Annotated in this window: 13 protein-coding genes; 8 read left to right on the forward strand and 5 right to left on the reverse strand. The window is 47.6% G+C overall.

The genetic code is table 11. From position 1 onward, the window contains the following. The first annotated feature begins 134 nt into the window (after positions 1–134). Positions 135–887, forward strand: coding sequence for a menaquinone biosynthetic enzyme MqnA/MqnD family protein (locus ACLHR0_RS09370; RefSeq protein ID WP_436486096.1), 753 nt, complete (start codon positions 135–137; stop codon positions 885–887). Positions 888–1,311: 424 nt separating this feature from the next. After that, positions 1,312–1,971 (forward strand): NADPH-dependent F420 reductase, encoded by a 660-nt coding sequence (locus ACLHR0_RS09375; RefSeq protein WP_370913465.1) that lies wholly within the window; start codon positions 1,312–1,314, stop codon positions 1,969–1,971. 55 nt (positions 1,972–2,026) lie between these two features. Here the strand turns inward: ACLHR0_RS09375 and ACLHR0_RS09380 are convergent, their stop codons facing one another. Then, a complete protein-coding gene (locus ACLHR0_RS09380) occupies positions 2,027–3,658 on the reverse strand; it encodes a M1 family metallopeptidase (RefSeq protein WP_436486098.1) in 1,632 nt (543 codons plus the stop codon). A gap of 45 nt (positions 3,659–3,703) precedes the next feature. Between ACLHR0_RS09380 and ACLHR0_RS09385 the strand changes: the two genes are divergently transcribed. Both ACLHR0_RS09385 and ACLHR0_RS09390 read left to right on the forward strand, forming a co-directional pair. Then, positions 3,704–5,347 (forward strand): ABC transporter substrate-binding protein, encoded by a 1,644-nt coding sequence (locus ACLHR0_RS09385; RefSeq protein WP_429064658.1) that lies wholly within the window; start codon positions 3,704–3,706, stop codon positions 5,345–5,347. Between the two features lie 112 nt (positions 5,348–5,459). Then, positions 5,460–6,236: an acyl-CoA desaturase gene (locus tag ACLHR0_RS09390; RefSeq protein WP_370913468.1), complete on the forward strand. Its 777-nt coding sequence runs from the start codon at positions 5,460–5,462 to the stop codon at positions 6,234–6,236. A gap of 369 nt (positions 6,237–6,605) precedes the next feature. On the opposite strand, the gene ACLHR0_RS09395 is transcribed toward ACLHR0_RS09390, so the two are convergent. From ACLHR0_RS09395 to ACLHR0_RS09410, 4 genes are read right to left on the reverse strand one after another with little or no spacing between them, the layout of a single operon-like run. Further along, positions 6,606–7,193, reverse strand: coding sequence for an HAD family hydrolase (locus ACLHR0_RS09395; protein WP_429047941.1), 588 nt, complete (start codon positions 7,191–7,193; stop codon positions 6,606–6,608). Further along, a complete protein-coding gene (locus ACLHR0_RS09400) occupies positions 7,190–7,921 on the reverse strand; it encodes an SDR family oxidoreductase (RefSeq protein WP_436486101.1) in 732 nt (243 codons plus the stop codon). The genes ACLHR0_RS09395 and ACLHR0_RS09400 overlap by 4 nt, the downstream gene beginning before the upstream one ends. 26 nt (positions 7,922–7,947) lie before the next feature. Further along, complete coding sequence (locus tag ACLHR0_RS09405) at positions 7,948–9,279, reverse strand: FAD-binding oxidoreductase (protein WP_436486103.1); 1,332 nt, start codon at positions 9,277–9,279, stop codon at positions 7,948–7,950. Beyond that, positions 9,279–10,166, reverse strand: a complete 888-nt coding sequence (locus ACLHR0_RS09410) for a decaprenyl-phosphate phosphoribosyltransferase (RefSeq protein ID WP_429064654.1) — start codon at positions 10,164–10,166, stop codon at positions 9,279–9,281. The genes ACLHR0_RS09405 and ACLHR0_RS09410 overlap by 1 nt, the downstream gene beginning before the upstream one ends. A 113-nt stretch (positions 10,167–10,279) precedes the next feature. Between ACLHR0_RS09410 and ACLHR0_RS09415 the strand changes: the two genes are divergently transcribed. From ACLHR0_RS09415 to ACLHR0_RS09430, 4 genes are all read left to right on the forward strand, one after another. Further along, positions 10,280–11,911 carry a hypothetical protein gene (locus ACLHR0_RS09415; RefSeq protein WP_436486104.1) on the forward strand — a complete coding sequence of 544 codons (1,632 nt, stop codon included), beginning with the start codon at positions 10,280–10,282 and terminating at the stop codon, positions 11,909–11,911. Between the two features lie 321 nt (positions 11,912–12,232). Beyond that, positions 12,233–12,847 carry a CGNR zinc finger domain-containing protein gene (locus ACLHR0_RS09420; protein WP_436486106.1) on the forward strand — a complete coding sequence of 205 codons (615 nt, stop codon included), beginning with the start codon at positions 12,233–12,235 and terminating at the stop codon, positions 12,845–12,847. Further along, positions 12,844–13,749 carry an EamA family transporter gene (locus ACLHR0_RS09425; protein ID WP_436486108.1) on the forward strand — a complete coding sequence of 302 codons (906 nt, stop codon included), beginning with the start codon at positions 12,844–12,846 and terminating at the stop codon, positions 13,747–13,749. Before ACLHR0_RS09420 ends, ACLHR0_RS09425 begins: the two co-directional genes overlap by 4 nt. A gap of 236 nt (positions 13,750–13,985) precedes the next feature. Next, complete coding sequence (locus ACLHR0_RS09430; protein WP_370913048.1) at positions 13,986–16,172, forward strand: bifunctional alpha,alpha-trehalose-phosphate synthase (UDP-forming)/trehalose-phosphatase; 2,187 nt, start codon at positions 13,986–13,988, stop codon at positions 16,170–16,172. Positions 16,173–16,183: the final 11 nt, after the last annotated feature.

Here is a 16,183-nt window from a genome sequence, read left to right on the forward strand (position 1 = left end):
TATTCCAGTATTACTATTAACATGTTTGAATGGCTGCAAGTTCTCCCTAAATCCTGATTTACAGGACCACAATTATTCATTTGGAACTTGTTAACCGGGATTTAATTACTTTTGCAGCTTCAAAATTACTGAAATTGGAACGGAAAGTAAAAGTTGCGGCTGTAAGTTATTTGAATACGAAGCCTTTATTGTATGGATTCAGGAATCATCCGGTGATGGAAATGATGGAATTATCGATGGATTATCCCGCTAAAATAGCCCAGCAGCTGATAGATGGAGAGGTGGACGTAGCACTGGTGCCGGTAGCCATTATCCCTAAATTGAAGGAATATCATATCATAGCAGATTATTGTATCGGAGCCGAAGGACCTGTGGCATCTGTTTGTTTATACAGCGAGGTGCCCTTAAACGAAATAAAACGTATTTACCTCGATTACCAGAGCCGTACCTCCGTAGCCTTACTCAAAGTACTGGTACGAGAATACTGGAAGCTTGGTGTGGAGTTTGTAGATACCAACGGGGATTACCAGGACAAAATCAGGGGAACTGACGCTGGTTTGGTGATCGGCGACCGCGCCCTGGAACAACGCACCGTTTCGCCATATATATACGACCTCGCAGAACACTGGGTGCGCTTTACCAGCCTGCCATTTGTATTCGCCGCCTGGATCAGTAATAAACAACTGTCCGCTGAGTTTATCACCGCATTTAACAACGCCACCGGCATCGGTATTCAGAACATCCCGGCAGTAGTGGCCGAAAACCCTTATGCAGTCTACGATCTTACCACTTATTATATTCATAATATCAGTTATCCGTTAACGCCCGCAAAGCGACAAGGCATGCAAAAATTCCTCGGATACCTGCTACAGGAGCGGGATACATGATCAAGTCCACGTCACCTCCACGTTACCTCCGTATTTAGCCCATGGCAAAGGCATGTATTAAGCATGTCCTAAGCGAGTGCCAGGGGAGATCTAAGCGTAGGTTGTCTTACTCAGGATTAACGGTGATTTTATTGATTTAGGGGATTAGATCACTTTGGATTTTAAAGGATTTTGGGAGATATGAGCGGATATATTTGCTTATATCTCCCAAAATCATAAAAGATATAATCAGTTAAATCAGCGTAATCCTGAGAAAGACAAAATTCGCTCACATCTCCCCAAATCCTTTAAAATCCAAAGTGATCTAATCCCCTAAATCAATAAAATCACCGTTAATCCTGAGTAAGACAACCTACGCTTAGTTCTCCCCAATTTTAAGTATCTTCATAATTCGCACTTAAAATTAATCTACTAATCTACGCTCATGAAAATCGGTATCCTTGGAAGCGGTCCCGTTGGTTTAACTCTTGGTAAAGGGCTTATTCAAACAGGACATCATGTTACAATCGGTACCCGTAATCCCTCGAGGGAATCTTTGCAGCAATGGATAAAGAAGCAGGGTAAGCAGGCTACGGCAGGCACTTTCAGACAGGCAGCCGAATTCGGGGAACTGTTGCTGATCTGCACCAGCTGGGCCGGCACCAAAAAAGCCATTGAAGCCGCCGGGATATGGAACTTTAAATCCAAAACAGTAGTGGATGTTACCAATCCACTCGATGGCAAAGGCCCCGATGAAAACGGACGACTCACCTTCACCATCGGTCACAATAACTCCGCAGGGGAACAAATACAAGCCTGGCTGCCGCCGGATGCCAATGTAGTCAAGGCACTCAGCTGTATAGGCCACGAAAAAATGCTGCTCCCGGAACTCAAGGAAGGAGCCCCTACCATGTTTATTGCCGGCAATAACAACGATGCGAAGCGCGAAGTCGTCAACCTCCTGCACCAGATAGGCTGGCTCGATGTGGCAGATATGGGAAGGATAGAAATGAGCCGCAGCATTGAACCGCTCTCTATTTTATGGGCGGCCTACGGGTTCCTGAATGACAGCACCGGTCACGCCTTCAAATTACTGAAACGATAAAATAAAAAGAGGGGCCTGCTATCAGCAAACCCCTCTTTTTATTTTGCACGCATCTTTATTTCACCTGCCTGGATTTAATATAGAAGTTTTTATCTACTTCAAAGTTCTTGAGGTCACCTAAAGTAATATTGGAACTCCGCCATAAAGTGCCCGGGTATATCAGCTTAAACCCGCTATCACTCAGCTTCACTTTCACCGGCATATTAAAGTCTTTTACATCAGACACCCAGCGGTATTGGATCTGCTGGCCATTGAAGCGGTACTCCAGTGTAGGAATAGTGGTATGACGCAGGTACTGGTCAAATACTTTATCCAGGTTCATACCTACTGCCTGGCTGATGTATTGCTCTACCTCCTGCGTGGTTACCGTTTGGTGATAGAATGTTTTGTTCAGCCCACGCAGCATTTGGCGGAAGGCCTCGTCGTTTTCCATGATCTGCCGGATATTGTGCAGCATGTTGGCGCCTTTATAATACATATCACCGCTTCCCTCTGCATTAACACCATAAGGCGGAATGATGGGCACATCATTTAAAATATTCTTGCGGATTCCCTGTACATATTCCTCAGCGGCCTTATGTCCGTACTGGCATTCGGTAAAAAGAGTTTCGGAGTAGTTGGTAAAAGACTCATGGATCCACATGTCTGCCAGGTCTTTGCTGGTGATACTGTTGCCAAACCATTCGTGGCCACTTTCATGGATAATGAGGAAGTCCCATTTCAATCCCCAGCCGGTACCGGAAAGATCCCTGCCGGAATACCCCATGAGGTATTTGTTGCCATAAGCCACGCCACTCTGGTGCTCCATACCCAGGAACGGCGCTTCTATCAGCTTGTAGCTGTCTTTATAAAAAGGATACTTGCCAAACCAGTATTCAAAGCATTTCAGCATAGGCTTCACTACTTTGAAATGTTCCCTTGCCTTGTCTTCATTATAATCCAATACCCAGAAACCAAGATCCAGTTTACCGCCTTCACCGTGCCAGGTATCTTTCATCTCTATATAATTACCTACGTTCACTGCTACGTCATAGTTGTTGATAGGGCTGCTTACATACCATACAAAGGTCCGGGTGCCATCGGGATTGTCGATGGTCTTTTTTAAACGGCCATTGGATACATCCGTGAGGTCGGCAGGAACGGTAACGCTGATGGTCATGTCTTCGGGCTCATCACTTTGTGTGTCTTTGTTGGGCCACCAGATGCTGGCTCCCAAACCCTGGCAGGCGGTGGCTATCCACGGACGGCCTTTGTCGTCTGTCGACCATACAACACCGCCATCCCACGGCGCTTTCAACGCCTTGCGGGGTTTGCCGCTGTAATACACGGTGATCTTTTTTGATTTATCTTTTACCTGTGGAATTGTCATTTTTATAAACCAGGCATTGCCGTCGCGGGTAAAGGTGAGCGGCTTCTTATCCTGCACCACGCTGTCTATCACCATCGGTATCTGCAGATCTATCTGCATCACTGAATCGGTTTTCAGTACCTCATAGGTAATCGTATTGAAACCGCTGAAGGTACTGTCGTCCTGGTTTACCTGTACATGGAGGTCGTAGCTGGTAACATCCCACCAGGCACGCTGAGGAGTAATACTGCCTCTCAGCGTGTCAGCCCTGCTGAACTGTTGTGCCCCGGCAGTTAAAGTTGCCAGAAGGGCCATACAAAGCATCGGTATGCCGCGCATATTTATTCGTATATTTTAGCCTGAAAGATATTAATTTACTGCCAAATGAAAAGTTGTTATTGTCAGGTGGTTATATGCAGATGGGGGCTTGCAATACTATGCAGCCTCTTACTTGGGGCGTGCGGTAGCCCGGAAAAACAGTCGCTGCGCGTATTCCGGTATAACAGCACCAACGGAATAGCCAGCCTCGACCCTGCTTTTGCCAAAAGCCAGGAAGTAATATGGGCGGTAAAGCAATTATACAATACGCTCGTGGAACCCGACAGCAACCTGGTGATCCGTCCCTCACTCGCCAAACAGTGGCGCGAATCGGCGGATCACCGCACCTATACGTTTGATCTCCGGACAGACGTATACTTCCACGACAGCGACATCTTCCCGGGAGGCAAAGGCCGCCGGATGACGGCCAACGACGTGGTGTACAGCCTGCGTCGTATCATGGACCCCGCCACGGCCTCGCCCGGCGCCTGGATCTTCAACGGCAAACTGTCCGCCGACAGCGGTCTTCACGCCCTGAATGACTCCACCTTCGAACTAACGCTCTACCGGCCGTTCCACCCGGTATTGGGAATACTCAGCATGCAGTATTGCTCCATCGTACCACACGAGGGCATAGAGAAATACGGGAAAGACTTCCGCAATCATCCCTGTGGTACCGGGCCGTTCCGCTTTTTCCTCTGGGATGAAGGACAGGCGCTGGTGCTGCATCGCAACCCCGTTTATTTTGAAAAAGATGATACCGGTCGCCGCCTCCCTTACCTGGATGCAGTACAGGTAGGCTTCCTTGAAAGCAAAGCTTCGGAATTCCTGCTGTTCCGCCAGGGGCAACTGGACTTTATGAATGATATCGATGCCTCCTTTAAAGATGAAGTGCTCACCAAGCAAGGCAAGCTCCGGAAGGAGTGGGAGGGGAAAATGGTGCTGAACAAACATCCTTATCTGAATACAGAATACCTCGGATTTCTTACTGACAGCAGCAATCCGCTCGTCGGGAAGTCGCCGCTCCGCTTGAAAAAGATCCGGCAAGCTATCAACTACGGCTTCGACCGTACGAAAATGATGACTTACCTCCGCAATGGCATAGGCACCGCCGCCACAGCGGGATTTGTACCCGCGGGCCTGCCTTCCTTTAATGCGCAGTTGGTAAAAGGCTATCCCTACAACCCGGCCATGTCGCGGCAGCTGCTCCGTGAGGCCGGCTTCCCGGATGGAAAAGGACTACCTGTTATCAAACTGCTGTCTATTCCCATTTACGCCGACCTCGCCAATTATGTAGCGAATGAGCTGGAGAATGTTGGTATACGTATACAAGTGGAGGTGCTGCAGAAAAGCCTGCTGCTGGAGCAAACCGCTAAATCACAGGCATTGTTTTTCCGCGGCAGCTGGATCGCCGACTACCCCGACGCTGAAAGCTACCTGGCCATGTTTTACAGCAAAAACCCGGCGCCGCCCAATTATACCCGCTATCACAACGCGGCATTCGACCGGTTGTACGAAACATCCTTGGAGGAGAACAACGACAGCATCCGGTACATCCAGTACCGGGAGATGGATAATATGATCATGGCAGACGCCGCGGTAGTGCCGCTGTTCTATGACGAAGTCGTGCGGCTGGTGCAGCCAAACGTCTCCGGATTCAGCGGTAACGGTATGAATCTCTTAGAGTTACGTTGGGTAAAGAAAAATTAAAATTTAAAATTATTTTAACATTTTCTTCACCACCTGGGAGGTTAAAACTGGCTTAATATCCGCTTAATTAGCTTACCTTTGGCGCTTATTTGTCACTTTATAAAGTATAGAAATGACGGCGATCCTGATATTCTTTTGTGTGCATTGGTTCTTTTCCTTGTTTTTTCACACATTCTACTTACACCGTTATGCATCTCACCAGATGTATACTACCAGTAAATTCTGGGAACGATTCTTTTATTTCAGCACCTGGTTTTTCCAGGGTTCATCATACCTGATTCCAAGAGCTTATGGCGTTATGCACCGCATGCACCATGAATTCAGCGATACTGAACATGATCCACATTCTCCGCACTTCTTCAAAGACGTATGGGGCATGATGGTACAAACCCGCAAAATCTATAATGGTTTTGTAACACGTACCAGTGATGTAGATCCTAAATTTACCAAAGACCCGTTACCAGAATGGGATGCGATGGATAAATTCGGCGACAGCAACATCACCCGTTTCCTCTGGATGGGCGCTTATGTAGCATTTTACGTAGCATTCGTTCCTGCAGGTATGTGGTATCTTTATTTACTGCTGCCTATCCACTTCCTGATGGGACCTGTACAGGGTGCTATCGTTAACTGGTGCGGACATAAATATGGTTACCAGAATTTTGACAACAACGACCACTCCAGAAATACTTCTCCATGGGGTATAGTACTGATGGGCGAACTGTTCCAGAACAACCACCACAAGTTTAAAGACAGTCCTAACTTTGCCAAAAAATGGTATGAGCTTGACCCAAGCTACCAGGTAATGAAGCTGCTGAACTTCGTTGGCATCATCAAGCTGAAACCCGCAATGGTAACAGCGCAAATGAAGAAAGCGAAAGCTGCCTGATAATATAAACACTTCGTACAATCAATCTGTTACAATAATAGAAAGTGCCTTGCCGTAATGGTGAGGCATTTTTTATACGCGAAGTGCGTAGGTTGTCTTACTCAGGATTACGCTGATTATATTGATTTAGGGGATTTGAACACTTTGGATTTTAAATGATTTGGGGAGATATAAGCGGATATTTTCGCTTATATCTCCCCGAATCTTTTAAAAATATAATCAGTTAAATTGGTGTAATCAGTGAGAAAGACAAAATCCACATATCCGCTTATATCTCCCCGAATCTTTTAAAATCAAAAAGTGATCAAATCAGCGTAATCAGTGAAATAAGTTTAATCCTGAGTAAGACAACCTTCGCTGCAATCCCCACTACCTGAATGGCTTGAACGAAACATGCTGCGCAAGTGCCAGCATCGGCCGGTCGCCCTCACTATCGCCGTAGGCGTATATTTCGCGGAAGTTTTCCAGGCGGTAGGCTTCGCGGATGCGGTTCACCTTTTCTTCGCCATTGCAGTTGATACCTTGTATTTTACCGGTGATGACTTTATTTTTTACTTCGAGACGCGTAGCCAGGCAAATGATATTTTCTTTCCGGCACCACGGCGCTACCCAGTCCTGTGCGGAAGCGGATACTACTACCACATGATGACCCTGTTGCTGGTGATTTCGTATAGCCGCCAGCGCTTGCGGGCGAATTAAAGCCGGCAGCTTTTCCCGGCAGAAGCTTTCACAGCCAGCGGAAAAATCGTGGGCAGACATCTCCCCAAAAAAATATTCCAGCACTTGTTCTTTCATCTGCTGCGCCGGCATCATTTTTAATTTGAAGCGCAGCAGTGGCGGCAGCAATTGAATGATGCCGGCATACATGGCGGCGCGGCCCCTGTGATGGCGGATAATTTCCCATAGGGTGTCCCGGGTAGTAATGGTACCGTCAAAGTCGAAAAAAGCGATGGTCACAGGGAGAGTTTTTTGAAAATATCTTCCGGTATTAATTTGATAATGAGCATAATGTATCGCCAATGCCACTTTACATACAGCACATTCTTTTTGCGGTTCACTGCTTTGAAAACTGCGGTAGCTACTGCTTCCGGTTGCGCCGTTAGCAGTGGTGGGAGCGTCAGGTGCTGGGTCATACGGGTGTTCACAAAGCCCGGTTGCACACTCATCACGTGAACGCCACTACGAAAAAGACGGTTCCTTAATCCGCTCAGGTAAGCGGTGAAACCGGCTTTCGCACTGCCGTAGATATAATTGCTCTGGCGTCCTCTTTCACCGGCTACAGAGCTGATGCCCACAATAGTTCCCTGCTTCCTGGCCACATAGCTTTCCGCTACGATGTTCAATATAGAAACAGCGCCGGTATAATTGCTGTTGATAATGGTGGCGGCTTCCTGCCAGTTTTGTTGCGCTTTCTCCTGGTCGCCCAGGTAACCGAAAACGCAGATGGTGATGTCCGGGGGAACAGGGAGGCCGTTATAAAAAGCAGCATGCGATTGGTAGCCGGCAGCATCAAACACATGCGTGGTGGCTTTAACGCCATAACGCACCTGCAGATCCTGTTGTTGAGGAATCAATGCGGCAATGTTCCTGCCGGCCAGTTGAATATCATATTTTTCAGACGCAAACTTCCGGGCAATGGCAATGGCCATGTCGGAGCCTGCGCCAAGTATTAAAAGGGTAGGCATGAGTGTACTTGGTTAATCAGGGTAAACTATTTTGTCAATAATAAACGCTCCGATTGCAGGGATTCAAAACGCGCGTTGTTGTTATATTGTTTTACAATTTCGGCAAACCTGCCGGCATTAGGATAGCTGTTCCAGAAAATTTCCTGCTTCATCCGCGCATCCTTCGACAGGTACAAACGACCGCCGTATTGCAGTACAATTTCATCCAGCTCATCCAGGAATTCAAATAATCCCTTGCGGATGGGGAAGTCCAGCGCCAGGGTGTACCCCTCCATCGGGAAGGAAATAAGGCTGTCTTGTTTACCGAATACCTTCAGTACCGCGAGAAACGAACCCCAGCCTTTATCGCTGATCCGTTGCAGGATAGCCACCAGGCCATCTTTCTGTTCCAGGGATACTACAAACTGGTATTGTACAAAGCCTGCCTTGCCGTACCCGCGGTTCCAGTGAAGGATGGCGTCCAGCGGATAAAAGAAGGGTTCATAAGGGATTACCTTGTGCATCACCTTCTTATAATTCTTCCCGTAGTATAACCAGTTAAACGCCTTTACGGTAAAAGTGTTCAGTACAAAGGAAGGAAGGTTGAACGGGAGCGTGAGTTTTCGTTTAGCCGGAAGGGTGAGGGGGGCTTTCTGTTGCTCCGCGCTGAGTTCTTCCGGGGTGGCATGTTCGCCTACAATCAGGATACTCCGGCCAAAAGAATCGCCTTTCTGGAGGCAATCGATCCACGCCATGGAGTAAGTATAGTGCTTATATTCATCAAACAGCCGGATCACTTCTTCCAGGTTTTTCGCCTTCAGTTGTGTTTGGCGTATATAGGCAGTAGCCACTTTTTTAAGGCCGAATTTCACCCGCGTGATTACGCCGGTAAGACCCATGCCGCCACAGGTAGCCCAGAAAAGATCTTCGTGTTGGGTGGCGGAACAGCAAATGGTTTCGCCATTGGCCGTGAGTACATCCATATCAATAATGTGACCGGAGAAGGCGCCGTCTACGTGGTGGTTCTTCCCATGTACATCAGAAGCCACTGCTCCGCCTACGGTAATATATTTAGTACCAGGGGTTACCGGTAAGAACCATCCTTTGGGAACAATAATATCCAGTATCTGGTCCAGCGTTACGCCTGCCTGTACATCCATGATCCCGTTGGCGGTGTCAAAGGAAAGCATCTTATCGTATTTCAGCATGGATATGCTGTGCCTTCCCAGGGAGGCATCGCCATAACAGCGGCCATTGCCCCGCGCAATCATGTGGCTATTAGCCACTACGTATTTGCGAAGTTCATCTTCCTGGGTAAAAGCATTTTCGTCGCTGTCAACAGCAGGGAAATTCCCCCAGTTGGCTAACCGTTTTTGCATTATTCAAAAAAAGTTTTATCTGTCGGTAAATAAATTAATACATAAAAACTCAGGACCCACAGGAGGATGGTTAATTGAATAAAACGGTCTTTATATAGGATTTTGGTTGGAGAACCAGTACTGTTCTGTACGTAGGTTATTTGCAAATATCGTAATAATCCGCCAATTACAAACAGGGTGGTGTAATAAAGCCGGTAAGTATGGAACCTGGCCTGGGTTTCAGGAGAAATGGTATACATCAGGTAGGCAACGATGATAACAGCAGAAACAAGCGCCAGCATCACGTTCAGGAAATCCATGTTGTAACCCCGCACCGCCTTACGCATGTCTTTCCCGGAATCGAGTTTGATCAGGATGTCGTCCCGCCGTTTGGCAATGGCCATAAACAGCGACAACAGGAACACCATAATCACCAGCCACTCCGACAACGCCACCTTGGCGGCTACACCGCCGGATTTAACCCGCAGCACAAATCCGGTTGACACAATGATAATATCAAGGATAGAAATGTTCTTTAAGCCAAGGCAATACAGGATGTTTAGCACAAAGTAAATACTCAGCACAAAAACAAACTTTTCTCCCACCATAACGGCCAGCGCATACCCGGCGAAAACGCAGATGATAAAAAGCGCTATTGCGGCCGACCGGCTGATGGCTCCCGACGCCAGCGGACGCATACACTTTACCGGATGCAGGCGGTCAGCCTCAATGTCGCGGTAGTCGTTCAGTATATAAATACTGCTGGCAATAAAGCTGAAGGCGAAGAAACCCACCAGGACATCAAGCAGTTTATCAGTATTAAAGATCTCTCCCGCAAAGAACAGGGGAATAAACAGGAAGGCATTCTTTACCCAGTGTTTGGGTCTCAACAGCTTTAAAAATTTCACGGAACCTGGAGTTGTTTGGTAGTTAGATGGGGCTAATTTACAATTTATTCAATTACTTTTGCAGCCATTCATATTACTGAATAGTCAGCAATTACAGCGAATCCCAATCTACTATGCCAAAATTTTCACTGAACGGCCGTCGCCCGGCCATTGCCGAAAGCATTATTATTATCGCACTCGCCCTGGTGCCGTTATTTGTAACATTCCCGTACCGCGTTAATATTTTTCTATCCTGGGAAGGAGCTTACCGGATATCATCCGGACAAATTCCTTTCAGGGATTTCGGATCGCCACTTGGTTACGGCTTCTGGATCTTCCCGGCCATCTTCTTTAAACTATTCGGACCTGAACTCATTTCCCTTGTAAAGGCGCAGGTGCTCCTGAATATCATGGCCGGCTTTGCTTTCAGGTCCATCATGAAAAGCATGGGCGTGCAACCCGGTGTCAGGTTACTGTCTGTGCTGGTATTTGTGTTGTCCTACTCCTTCTTTAATTTCTGGCCCTGGTATAATCATACGGTGATTGTATTTGAACTGGTGGGACTGAGCTTCCTGTTCCGGTCCTTCTTTTCGGATAGCCGTTTACGTAGTTACCTCTTGATGTTCGGTGCTGCCTTCTTTATCTTCCTGTCCGTTTTCACCAAACAGGACGGCGGTGGAATGGCGTTTATGTTGAGCCTCCTGTTCCTGGCCTATAATAGTTTCCAGACACGCCGCTGGCTGGACCTGCCCATCTTTGCCGGTATGTTTGCTTTGATTGCCGCCATTATGATCCTGCCGCTGATGCCGGGATTCGGATACTGGTTTAACCACGGACAGCCGCCACACAGCTCCCGACTGGCCTTCAACGACTTCACAGACGAAATATTCGGCAGCTCCAACTGGATCAAGGCATATGTGGTGCTGGTAGTGCTGTGCCTTGTGGCGAAAGTGAAAGCATGGGGCTCCTGGTTACAGCAGCGCCGGGAAGTACTGTTTGCTTTGCTTACACTGGGTATATTGGGCGAAGCCGCCATTTTCCAGGTAACAAGCTACACCCCGCCGGATAACAATATCTTCTTCCACAGTTTCGCGTTTGCCTTTATCGCTTCTTATTTATTGGATTTAGGGAAGATAAATATCAACTCGTTCCGTCCGTTGTTAGGGGCCACCCTCCTGGTGCTTTTCTGGTGGTCTGGTACCTGGTGGAAATACATAGGCCGTTTCACCGACCGTTTATTTCCGGCACAGGAAACCGTGGCAATGGGAACGCCCGGTCATGAGAATGTGGTAAACCGGCATAACTTTATGCTGAATAACGATACCACCGATGTGCCGGTGTCGTCCTGGGTTTTCTCAAATCTCCGTCCGTTCCGCAAAATATACATGCCCGCTTCCACGGTAAAGGGAATGGAAAAGATTATGGCGCTGCCGGTCGTAGCCGAAAAGAGAGGGGATATTAAAGTACTGAACATGTCCGAGCTGACTCCGCTGGCCGCCGCAATGCCTTATAAATTGGAAACCGGTCCCGATTACCCGTTATGGTATCACCTGGGAGTAGGGATGTTCAACAGGCAACTTGCCACCTTCACCCAAAAGGTAAGAGACCGTCATTACGACCTGGTAATATATGAATATGCTCCCAACCTGAACAACTTTTACCCCTTTGCATTGAGGGGAGAACTGAAGCAACATTACCACCAGGTCGACAGTTTCCTCGCACCCAGAAGGCCTACTAATGCAATTATTGAAGTATATATCAAATAAATAATGTAACTTATAAGGTCATCCGGCAAAAATACTGCCCGCTATTAATTACCGCATATTAAAATACCATCATTATAAAGTAAAAAGCAGCTTCAGAAGAAGCTGTTTTTTACTTTATAACAAATTGATAATCATTAATATGACACTTTCGCATTAAAGCGTTGTTCCAATCAGACAAACACCCTCATTTTACCCTCTTTTTAATTAACCGGTAAAATAACTTTTACTGGTTAATTATAAGGTTTATCTTCGCAGTAGCATCCAAAAAAAAACAAAAAATCAGCGTAATCAGTTTAATCCTGGGAAAGACAAAATCCGCTCATGGCATCCTCCAAATCCATTACATCACTCCGGCTCGACGGTGGCGTCCTGTGTCTCGATTTTGTGAATACGATCGACAACCGTAAGAAAGGAATATCGCACGACTATCTCAACGGCATCAAAGAGTTGTTGCAATGGTACGCTCACACCCGTGCCTTATCTCCCAAAATTATCCATACCCTGGAACGGTTGGCGAAGGATTATCCGCAAAAGGCGACCATGGTTTTTGAGAAAAGCATTGTTTTAAGGGAGTTGCTGCACCGGTTGTTTATGGCAGGTATTGCCAGGAAGCAACCTGCTGCGGCCGACAGTATGCAGTTCAATACTTATATCGGGGAGGCGTACGGCAATATAGAAATCAGTTGGCAGGCAGGCGCGGGCTCTTTGCAGTTTAACGCCCCTGCACTGGAGCAGGTATATTGGTGGCTGGTAAAATCGGCAGTGGAATTGTATACCTCCGGCAAGCCGGCGGAAGTAAAAGAGTGTCCCGCCTGCGGATGGCTTTTCCTGGACAAAAGCCGCAACGGCTCCCGCAAATGGTGCAGCATGAGCACTTGCGGTGATGTCAGTAAAGTAACCCGGAACTATCAGCGTACCAAAAGAAAGAAATCATGAACAAAAAGACAGGCGTATTGTCCTCCAAAATGATCTTTTGCCTGTTGGCAGTATACATCATCTGGGGTTCCACTTACCTCGGGATGAAGATAGCGACGAAAGTAGTGCCGCCATTTCTGTTGTCGTCGATGCGTTTCCTGGTAGCAGGAGGGATCCTGCTGCTGGTAGGTTGCCTGCGGGAGAAAACATGGCCAGGGCGCAGGGAGCTTGTCTCTGCCTGTTTTGTAGGCGTGCTGCTTATTGGTATCGGGAACACCACGGTAGCCCTGGCCGTACATCATATGCCTTCCGGCATTGTGGCGCTGATAGTAGCTGCCATGCCCGCCTGGATCATGGGTATGGACTGGGCCTTTTTCAGCAAACAACGCCCTTCCGCCATGACTATGCTGGGGATTGTAGTAGGGTTTATTGGCCTGTTCCTGTTGTTTAACCCGTTTGTTCATCACGAAGCACGACAGTTTCCTTTATGGCCGGTGATTGTAATCGTGGCGGGCAATATTGCCTGGGCGGTTGGAACGCTGCTGGTACAGCGGCTCCCGATGCCTACACAAATTACCAGCACCGCTATCCAGATGCTGGCCGGCGGCGTATTTTCCCTGCTGATGAGTTTTGTGCTGGAACCCGGCGGACTTGCTACCCTGCCTCTGATGACTGCGGAAGCCTGGCAGGCTTATCTTTACCTGGTATTGATCGGGTCACTGGTGGGGTATACTTCTTACAGCTGGTTATCGAAAAATGCGCCGCCGCGGCTAACGGCTACTTATGCTTATATTAATCCCATTGTGGCCTTGTTCCTGGGATGGGCCATTGGTAACGAAGCCATTACTTCGCTGGTAGGCATTTCCGCTACTATCGTTATCTGCGGTGTAGTACTGATGACACTGGGCCGTAAGTCAAAATAGGGTAGTAGAGATATTTCTACTTCCTTTTCCCCCTGATAATGTTTATCTTGCATTTTCACACATATACAGGTGTAGCCCTTATCCGCTCCGGATAAACCCTGTTGATGAACCATAGCCATTGTAGCAGCATTGTATTTATTTATATATGTAGGTTCCGCTCTTTTGGGTGCATTTTTTGTTTTGTTGGGTGCTATTCCAATTGAATGTAATTAGATAATAGATTATATAAACTGACTATGCGAAAGACCATTATTGTATCGAACAGGCTGCCAGTAAAGATTTCGGAAACAGAGGGGGATTACTCCCTTCAACCCAGCGAAGGGGGCCTGGCAACAGGCCTGGGCTCCATCTACCGCGAAGGAAATAATATCTGGATAGGCTGGCCGGGACAGGAAATCACAGACCAGAAGGAACAAGAGAAAGTAACAAAAAAGTTGCGTAAGATGAACCTGATGCCGGTATACCTGACACAGGATGAAATCAACAACTTCTACGAAGGCTTTTCTAATGAAACACTGTGGCCGGTTTTCCACTATATGGCTGTTTATGCCCACTATGAACAATCCTATTGGGACGCTTATTACCAGGTTAATAAAAAATTCAGGGATATTATTATGAAAGTAGCAGAACCCGGAGACACCATCTGGATTCATGACTACCAATTGCTGCTGCTGCCCGGAATGATCCGCGCAGAGATGCCGGAGATCTCCATCGGCTTCTTCCAGCACATCCCTTTTCCTTCCTTCGAATTATTCCGCCTAATCCCATGGAGGGCCGAGATCCTGGAAGGGATGCTGGGCGCCGATCTGATGGGGTTCCATACTTTTGATGATACCCGCCACTTCCTGAATGCCGCCAGCCGCATCCTGCCGGTGACCACCACCGCCAACGTGGTGTCTTATAACGACCGCGCCATTGTAGTGGAAACATTTCCAATGGGGATCGATTATAACAAGTATGCAGAAATGGGCAATGACCCCGAAGTACTGCAGCAGGTAAAAAACCTGAAGGAAAACTTTCACAACGACCGGCTCGTGCTTTCCATCGACCGGCTGGACTACAGCAAAGGAATCCTGCAACGGCTCCAGGCTTTTGAACTGCTGCTGCAGCTCCATCCTGAATATATCGGCAAGGTGGTGTTGTATATGATTGTGGTGCCTTCCCGCGACCAGGTGCCCCAGTACAAAGAACTGCGCGATGAAATAGATAAACAGGTAGGAAATATTAATGCCCGTTTCCGTACGCTGGCCTGGCATCCTATCCAATACTTCTACCGTTCATTTCCGCTGGAAACACTATCTGCCCTCTATAATTTTGCAGACATCTGTCTCGTAACACCTATGCGTGATGGGATGAACCTCGTCAGCAAGGAATATGTAGCCAGCCGTAATAACGACGATGGTGTATTGATTCTGAGCGAAATGGCGGGGGCATCTAAAGAATTAATAGATGCGATCATCGTCAATCCAAATAACATTGGCGCTATCACCCGCGCTATCGTAGACGCGCTGAACATGCCACTCGCGGAACAGCAACGCCGCATGAAACAAATGCGCACCGTGGTTGCCAAGTTCAATATCAGCCACTGGGTAAAACTATTCATGACCCGCCTGCAGGAAGTAAATGAGATGCAGCAGAATATGCTGGCCCGCCGCGTAAACCAGGAAACAGCGGTACTCATCCGGCAACAATATTTCAACAGTAAAAAACGGATCATCTTCCTCGACTACGACGGCACATTGGTGGGCTTCCAGCCCAATATCGACATGGCATCTCCTGATCCTGATCTGTACCAGCTACTGCGGGAACTGGCAGCCATACCTGGCAACGACCTGGTAATGATCAGCGGCAGGAACCACGATACACTGGGAGAGTGGTTCGGTCATCTCAACCTCGATCTCATTGCAGAACATGGCGCCTGGCAAAAAACGAAAGCAGGGGAGTGGTACCAGCTGCCCGGTCTCACCGACAAATGGAAAAAGGAACTGCTGCCTATCATGGAACTGGCTACCGACCGTACACCCGGTTCCTTCATCGAGGAAAAAAGTTTCTCCCTGGTATGGCATTACCGCAAAGTGGAATCCGGCCTCGGAGAATTACGCGCCAATGAACTGATGAATACCCTGCGCTACTTTACAGTGGAGAAAGGATTGCAGGTATTGCCCGGCGACAAAGTAATAGAGGTAAAGAATATCGAAATAAATAAAGGTAAAGCCGCCCTGAGCTGGCTGAATCATAAAAAATACGACTTCATTATGGCCATGGGCGATGATGTAACAGATGAAGACATCTTTAAAGCGCTTCCGAATAAAGCCATCACGGTGAAAGTAGGCAGCCAGGTATCTGCTGCACAGTATTACTTGCGAAGTTATCATGAAGTACGGCATTTGCTGAGAACATTACGCAACAGGGAAAGCGTGTAAATAATAAAAGG

Source organism: Chitinophaga sp. ARDCPP14, from assembly GCF_051362515.1.
In the GTDB taxonomy this organism is placed as follows: Bacteria; Bacteroidota; Bacteroidia; order Chitinophagales; family Chitinophagaceae; genus Chitinophaga.

Coding starts and splice junctions, on each gene's coding strand:
- ACLHR0_RS09375 (WP_370913465.1), top strand. CDS start 1,312: ATGAAAATCGGTATCCTTGGAAGCGGTCCCGTTGGTTTAACTCTTGGT.
- ACLHR0_RS09380 (WP_436486098.1), bottom strand. CDS start 3,658: ATGCGCGGCATACCGATGCTTTGTATGGCCCTTCTGGCAACTTTAACT.
- ACLHR0_RS09385 (WP_429064658.1), top strand. CDS start 3,704: ATGAAAAGTTGTTATTGTCAGGTGGTTATATGCAGATGGGGGCTTGCA.
- ACLHR0_RS09390 (WP_370913468.1), top strand. CDS start 5,460: ATGACGGCGATCCTGATATTCTTTTGTGTGCATTGGTTCTTTTCCTTG.
- ACLHR0_RS09400 (WP_436486101.1), bottom strand. CDS start 7,921: ATGCCTACCCTTTTAATACTTGGCGCAGGCTCCGACATGGCCATTGCC.
- ACLHR0_RS09405 (WP_436486103.1), bottom strand. CDS start 9,279: ATGCAAAAACGGTTAGCCAACTGGGGGAATTTCCCTGCTGTTGACAGC.
- ACLHR0_RS09415 (WP_436486104.1), top strand. CDS start 10,280: ATGCCAAAATTTTCACTGAACGGCCGTCGCCCGGCCATTGCCGAAAGC.
- ACLHR0_RS09420 (WP_436486106.1), top strand. CDS start 12,233: ATGGCATCCTCCAAATCCATTACATCACTCCGGCTCGACGGTGGCGTC.
- ACLHR0_RS09425 (WP_436486108.1), top strand. CDS start 12,844: ATGAACAAAAAGACAGGCGTATTGTCCTCCAAAATGATCTTTTGCCTG.
- ACLHR0_RS09430 (WP_370913048.1), top strand. CDS start 13,986: ATGCGAAAGACCATTATTGTATCGAACAGGCTGCCAGTAAAGATTTCG.